Annotated in this window: 6 protein-coding genes and 2 pseudogenes; all 8 read right to left on the bottom strand. The window is 66.4% G+C overall.

The genetic code is table 11. The features are described from left to right. Positions 1-232: pseudogene (locus tag AC559T_RS07355) on the bottom strand (hypothetical protein); the annotation flags it as partial. A gap of 13 nt (positions 233-245) precedes the next feature. Further along, positions 246-1333, bottom strand: a pseudogene (locus tag AC559T_RS07360) (ABC transporter substrate-binding protein). A gap of 232 nt (positions 1334-1565) precedes the next feature. After that, positions 1566-2726 (bottom strand): amidohydrolase family protein, encoded by a 1161-nt coding sequence (locus AC559T_RS07365; RefSeq protein WP_498868209.1) that lies wholly within the window; start codon positions 2724-2726, stop codon positions 1566-1568. 66 nt (positions 2727-2792) lie between these two features. After that, positions 2793-3200, bottom strand: coding sequence for a hypothetical protein (locus AC559T_RS07370; protein ID WP_498868210.1), 408 nt, complete (start codon positions 3198-3200; stop codon positions 2793-2795). A gap of 8 nt (positions 3201-3208) precedes the next feature. After that, entirely contained in the window at positions 3209-4417 is a 1209-nt protein-coding gene (locus tag AC559T_RS07375) for a thiolase family protein (RefSeq protein ID WP_071067038.1), read from the bottom strand. 7 nt (positions 4418-4424) lie between these two features. Further along, complete coding sequence (locus tag AC559T_RS07380) at positions 4425-4877, bottom strand: Zn-ribbon domain-containing OB-fold protein (RefSeq protein ID WP_071067037.1); 453 nt, start codon at positions 4875-4877, stop codon at positions 4425-4427. Beyond that, the gene (locus AC559T_RS07385; protein ID WP_498868211.1) at positions 4874-5509 is read right to left on the bottom strand and encodes a class I adenylate-forming enzyme family protein; all 636 of its coding nucleotides are present in this window, start codon (positions 5507-5509) and stop codon (positions 4874-4876) included. Before AC559T_RS07385 ends, AC559T_RS07380 begins: the two co-directional genes overlap by 4 nt. Next, the gene (locus AC559T_RS07390; RefSeq protein ID WP_498868212.1) at positions 5400-6488 is read right to left on the bottom strand and encodes an AMP-binding protein; all 1089 of its coding nucleotides are present in this window, start codon (positions 6486-6488) and stop codon (positions 5400-5402) included. The genes AC559T_RS07385 and AC559T_RS07390 overlap by 110 nt, the downstream gene beginning before the upstream one ends. Between the last annotated feature and the right edge of the window lie 44 nt (positions 6489-6532).

Genomic DNA, 6532 nt, shown 5'->3' on the forward strand with positions numbered 1-6532 from the left:
TCTTCGAGAGAATCAAAAGAGTTTCTGAATAGCTTCCGGGCATGTTCGCAGGCGAGTCCCCACCGAAGACCGTCGACAACCGAGGCTCGGGGTCCTGGAAGAGCGCGGAGGTGATAATCGAGTCGAAGTCGTGGGTCGCGCGCAACTGCACGAACTCGGCGAGCTCGACGGTTCTGATTCGGACCTCGACGTTGTCGAAGCTGCCGAGCTGGGCCTGGATATTCTCCGCCAATGCCTTGTTCTCGCTACTGGGGGAGCTGGTGAATGTGAAGGATAACCGGTTTACCCTCGGCTGCCAACTCGTCGAAGAGCCGCTGGGCGGTCACCTTGTCCGTCTTCCGTAGTGGCGTCTGCGAGTAGAAAGGGGACGCTTTGGTGAACAACGTGTCAGCAAGCTGCGCTGTGCCGTTGTAGGCAGCGAGGTTCAGCGCGTCCATGTCGAGTGCTGTCGCGACCGCCTGACGCGCACGAATGTCGTTGAACGGTGGCCTGCGCATGTTCAGAGCCACGAGGATTCCGCCGCTGAGATGCATGACATCGGTCGGTAGACCGGCCCTGACAGCTTTGTCGAAGTTGATCCAGCTCGAGTCGATGGCAACGTCCGCACCTCCGGTGAGCAGCGTGTTGTAGCGCTGGTTGCCGTCGAGCGCCGAGTGGAGAGTGATGCGGTCGAGGTAGGGCTTGGGCGCGTCCCAGTAGCGCGGGTTCTTGACGAGCCGGATGTCGGCCTGACGAGTCCAGCTCTCGAGGGTGAACGGCCCCGCGCCGATCGGCTTCGCGTTGAAGGCCTCCTGGCCCCTCTTCAGGGACGCGGGCGAGGCGATCCAGTTCATCGAGGAGGCGAGGACGGACTGGGCGTACCTCGGAACGGGGGTGACCAGGTGGCCTTCAGCGTGACGTCGTCCACTGCCTCGGACAACTGGATCATCGCCGCCTCCGACCGGTGGGCCGAGCCGACAGCCGGGTCCTTGGTCCGGTCCCAGTTGAACTTCACAGCTTCCGCGTTCAGCGGGGTGCCGTCGGAGAACACCAGCCCCGGTCGCAGTTTCAGGGTGAAGGTGGCGCCGTTGTCGGTCGTGGTGAACGACTCGGCCATCGAGTACTGGACCTCGTCCGCCTCATCGTTGGTCATCAGCGTCCCGTACAGGGCATTACCCAGGAGCGCACCGGAAGCATACGCGTTGCCCAGGATTGCCGGATCCAGGGTGCGCGGGTCACTCAGGGTGAGAATCCGTGCCTCGCCGCCCGCCACCGGCTCGTTTGAGGGCCTGTGGACGCCGCGGTATCGCCGCCACCGCCGCCACAGGCACCCAGGAAGAGCGCCACGCAGCATGCGACGGCGGCGGATAATCGTGTCCTACGAATCATCTCGCATCCTTTCATCGGCGTCAGGATCGACGAAGAAAGGCGGGATTCCACCGGTGGTGGGATTTCTGGTTTCTGCGATGGTTTCTGGCTTTGGGTTCCGGCAGGAACGGCTGTGTGTGCTGTGCAGTAGTCGGCACATCCCAGGCGACGTCACGCGTTCAACCGCGGATCGCCCGGGTTTCCCGCGCCGGGTGGCCTCATCTCGCCGCCGCGTCGAGCGGACCAGGCGATGACTCCCCGTCTGGAGCGGGCGGCACGTGGGGGAACAGCTCCTGGAAGGCGCCCTGGGTGATGCGGTGGCGGGTAGCGGGATCGAGGTCGCCGACGAGCTCCTGGAGTGTCTTCTGGGTATGGCCGAAGGTGCCTTCGATGTGCGGGTAGTCGCTGCCCCAGCACACATTGCGCCAGCCCATGGCTGTCACGGCGGCGACGGCAGAGCGATCATGCTGGAAGGACGCGTAGACGTTCTCGTACAGGTACTCGCTGGGGAGCCGACGCAGACGGGGGCGGACGGCCGACGCGTGCTGCCGGTACGCCTCGTCGAGCCGGTCGGCGATGAACGGCCCCCAGGTCGCTCCGCCCTCGGACACGATTGCGCGCAGGGACGGGTGCCGGTCGAACACGCCGCCGGCGATCAGTTTGGCCACCGCCCGCTGGCCGCCATAGGTCGTCTCCAGGTAGTTGAGGAGCGCCCCGCCGGGACCGCGGTAGTAGGTGCCGTTACGGCTGGACGCCTCATGGGGCTCGCTGCCGATGTGGAACGCGACCACAAGACCCGTCTCCGCGAGGGCGGCCCACAGCGGCTCCCACGACTCACGATGCCAGTCGTCCCCGTCGATGAGTGGCACGACCGGCAGGGAGGCGGCATGGAAGCCGAGATTCGCGGCCCGCGTGACCTCGGCGACGGCGGTGGAGACGGTGAGGAAGGGGATCGTCGCCGCGCTGACGTAGCGGGGTGAGAACCGCTGGTACTCAATGGCCCAGTCGTTGATTGCTCGGGCGCCGGCCGCGAGCAGCTCCGGGTCACGGATCGATGAGGTCCACATCCCCAGAGAGGGATAGATGAGCTCGGCCCAGATGCCTTCGGAGTCCAGGTCGAGCAGGCGCATCTTCCTGTCGTTCGCGCCGGGCGCCCGGTCGGGGACGGTGAGGCCGTTCTCGTCGGTGAGTTTCCTGCCGGGCCGGGGCAGGCGACGGCGGAACTCCTGTCCGTCGACGTGGATCGTCTCCCAGCCGCCATCGAGGTCCTTGACACTGCGCGGCATGCGTTCTGCGAGGGACCGGGACAAGCTCCTGTCGAAAAGATCGTCCGGCTCGACGAGGTGCGAGTCACCCGAATTGGCCCAGAGCTTCTCCATCGTGCAATACCTTTTCGTAGGCAGCGGGCCAATCCCTGCCGCCTGATTCCGTGGTCACCAGGTCGTTTACATGTCCGGCTCGTTCATGCACTGCGCCAGGGTCCACACATCGCCGAGCGGGCGGCCAGGGGAGTCGGCAAGCCGGCGCGCGAGATCGGGCACGAAGATGAACTCAAAATCCGCCTGTGCGGCGAAGTGCTCGTCAACGCGGGTGTCGCCGATGTGTACGAACCTTTGGCAGGCGAAGGATGTCCGGACCCTCAGGAGCTCGTGCTTGCGGCTGACGAAGTCAGGGGTAATCCCGGCGCGTGCCCACATCGCCAACTGCTCGCCGGGGGTACGGTCGGAGCAACTCCCGATCACACAGGCCTGCGTTTGTGCCCACTGGACGAAGGTCATCGGGACCGGTCCGGAAGGGTCGCCCGTCTCAAGGGTGCCGTCAATGTCGAAGCTGACGAGCGTGCGCGCCTTCATCTCGGCGCTCAGTCGGTGCGCAACATGACCGACGCCGGGTCATGGAAAAAGCTGCTGCCGGGGCAGACCAGCGCCGTCCGAGCGTCAGGAACCTGGCGCTCCCCTTCGGCGCCGCGCAACTGTCGTACCGCCTCGGTGTAGAAGTTGAAGCCCCCGGCACGTCCTTGCGAAAGCCCACCCCCGTTGGTTGTGAGGAGCGTGTGTCCGCCCAGGCGAAGGATGTTCGCCTCGGCGTCCCAGGATGACGCCAGCAGGTCGCCGGCCTCGCCCGGCTTGCAGAACCCGGCTGCCTCGATGCACCCGACGGTGTCGATGGTGTAGCCGTCGTAGGGGAAGAAGAGGTCGAGGTCGTCGATGGTCACGTCACTGCGCTCCCAGAGACCGGCCAGGGAGATCCACAGCGAGTTATCGGTCCAGCCCAGGCTGTTGTCGTAGTACTCCCCGACCCGTGAACCGCCCAGCGACATGGCGTGGATGTACACCGGCTTGTGGCGCAGATCCATTGCCCGTTCGGCGGTCGTGATGATCAGAGCTTCCGCGCAGTCGACGGGCACGTCCATGTCGAGCATCTGCATGGGTTCCCAGATGACGCGGGAGGCGTGGTAATCCTCCATCGTGATCGGGGTTCGCATGGCCGCCCTGGGGTTTCTTGTCGCGTGGGTGCGGTTGTTCACCGCGATGCGGGCGAAGGCGTCCTTCGTCGCTTTGTAGTCGTGCATGTAGCGCGCCATCCAGGCGGCGTACGGCTCGCCGGAGTGGATCCAGCGGCGGGCGAAGTCGCTCTGGCCCGTGAGCACCTGGCCCGCCATCCGCTGCTGTGCCGCCCGCAGACGGAACGGGTCGTTCGCGGCGGACCGTGACATCCCGGGGCCGCGGGTATACGCCTGCACCACCAGGACCGTGTCGCACAGGCCGGAGAACACCGCTTCCGCCGCATACACGAAGCATGATCCGAGCCACCCGTTCTTCTGCCAGGTGGTCTTCTCGATTCCGAGCGCGCCCTGCAGCGTCAGGAATCCGGATCCTCCCATGGCCAGCGGATCCATGCCCGTGCCGCAGACGCCGTCGATCTCCTGCCGGTCGATGCCGGCGTCCTCGATGGCGCCGATGGCAGCCTCAAGGGCGAGCGACAGCTCGGTGCGCTTCAGATCGCGGCCGTAAGGTGTCGACCCGACACCCACCACGGCCAGGCTGTCCTTCAGCGGGTTGCGCGCCATGTCCCTTTCACCTTCCGCTCTGGATCGGGCCCGCCGGTTCGAACGCTGGCGAGGCGAGCCCGCCGCGATCCACCCACGTCAGGCGCACGGGCATGTCGAGCCGGATCGCCTCGCGTGGGCAGTTCACGATCGGAGCCAGATAACGCAGCCCCGACTGCTCGACAAGCTCCACGGCGGCGGCCGGCACCGGCTCCGGCAGCATGGCGTCCGGGTCCCGCTCCTGGTGGATCAGGGTGCACAGGAACACGAAGCCCTCGCCCCTCACCTCGGTGGGCACGATGTCCCACGACCAGCACTCCGGACACAGCGGGCGGTGCGGGTACACCCAGTAGCCGCAGGACGAGCAACGATTGATCAGCAGCCGCTGCTGGAGCAGCCCGCGGTAATGCTCGATGTTGTCGCGGTCGATCAGCACCGCGGGGAACGCGGCGAAGACATCCGCGTCGGTCACACCGGTCACGCCGTCACCTCTTCCTTGGCCTGTCCGGCCAGGCCGACCCGGTCGAGCTTGCCGTTGGCCAACCGCGGGAGTTCGTCGAGAAACACGATGTCCCTGGGAACTTTGAACCGGGCGAGACGCGTCTTGAGCCACGAGTGCAAGATGTCGGCGTCGAGGCAGTGGCCGGGGCGCACGACGACGTAAGCCCGCACCACCTCGCCCCTGCGCCGGTCGGGTACGCCGACTACTCCGCAGTAGGCCACCGCGTCGTGGCTGGCGACGACCTTCTCGACCTCCTCGACCGAGACGTTCTCACCGCCGACCTTCAGCATCAGCTTCAGTCGACCCGCATAGGTGATGTAGCCGTCGGCGTCCATGGAGACGAGGTCCTCGCTGTGCAGCCAGCCGTCGGCATCGAGAACCCGGGCGTTCTCCTCGGGCTTGTTCCAGTAGCCTCGCATGACGTTGCCGCGTACCCATGCCTCACCGACAGCCCCAGGTGGGACGTCGAGGCCGGTCGCGGGGTCGACGACGCGGACCTCGTTACCCGGCAGCGGGCGGCCACCCGTCGTGCGCCGCTTGTCGGGCGGATCGTCCGGAGCCGTCATCGACGCCGGCCCGTACGTCTCGGTCAGTCCGAAGGGGACGAACATGAACGTGACGTTGGGCAGAGCCCGACGCGCGTCCTCGTTCGGAACGTGGGCGATCGAGGACCGACGAAAGGTCGCGTCCGTCCTCGATCGCGGCCCGCACAACCTCCGCAGGAAGTACCCCGAACATCACGGTGGCCCGCTCGGACTCGATCAGTTCCGCGCCGAGGTGGGCGTTGAACGCCTCGGTGAAGACGAGCGTGCCGCCGTTGACCAGCATCGTCATAAGGCCATAGATACTGCCGCCGGCGTGGAAGAACGGCATCATGCTGAAGAACACGTCGGAACCGTCGATCCCGACGCGCCGGGAGTGCAGCGCCGCGTTGGCGACGATGCCGCCTTGTTCGAGCATCACGCCCTTCGGGAACCCGGTGCTGCCGGACGTGTACTTCACCATTGCGAGGTCGCTGCCCAGTACCTGCCGCTCCATGCGATCAGCGAGTGCCCGGGCCTGCGCAACCTTCGGATCGCGCCCGAGCGTCTCCAGTTCCGTGAGGTCGTAGGCCCAATCGTGGTGACCCCCGTCACGATGGAAGATCACAACATTGCGCAGGTCCGGAGCCCTGGCGCTGAGCAGATGCCCGGGCCTGTCCACGGTCGCCGCCTCCGGGCAGATCTCGGTGAGCATCGCGGGCATGCACAAGGTCCGGAAGCCATCGAGCAGGATCACGTGACGGGCACCGGACTGGGTGATGATGTAGGAGATCTCGGCCGGCTTCAGAAAGGTGTTGACGGGCACCGTCGCCGCACCAAGCCGCATGCAGGCGAAATGCGAGACGATCCACTCCGGCGTGTTCGTCAGCCACAACACGACACGGTCCCCGCGCCGGACACCGATGCTGGCCAGGCCGACGGACAGCGCCCGCACCCGCTCGACCAACGTGCTGTACGTCAGCCGTCGGACCTTCCCGTCGTCGGCGGCGGCGACCAGCGCAGCGTGATCCGGGACCCGTTCCGCCGACGCGACGAGCGTCTGCCACACGGTCCGCGTCCGGAGCTCGGCCAGTCCTTCGGCTAAGTCGGCTA

The organism is Frankia sp. Hr75.2 (assembly GCF_949319125.1).
In the GTDB taxonomy this organism is placed as follows: Bacteria; Actinomycetota; Actinomycetes; order Frankiales; family Frankiaceae; genus Parafrankia; species Parafrankia soli.

What these genes read in the sequence shown, in the direction of transcription:
- AC559T_RS07375 (WP_071067038.1), bottom strand. Translation starts at nt 4,417, where the DNA reads ATGGCGCGCAACCCGCTGAAGGACAGCCTGGCCGTGGTGGGTGTCGGG.
- AC559T_RS07365 (WP_498868209.1), bottom strand. Translation starts at nt 2,726, where the DNA reads ATGGAGAAGCTCTGGGCCAATTCGGGTGACTCGCACCTCGTCGAGCCG.
- AC559T_RS07385 (WP_498868211.1), bottom strand. Translation starts at nt 5,509, where the DNA reads ATGTTCGTCCCCTTCGGACTGACCGAGACGTACGGGCCGGCGTCGATG.
- AC559T_RS07370 (WP_498868210.1), bottom strand. Translation starts at nt 3,200, where the DNA reads ATGAAGGCGCGCACGCTCGTCAGCTTCGACATTGACGGCACCCTTGAG.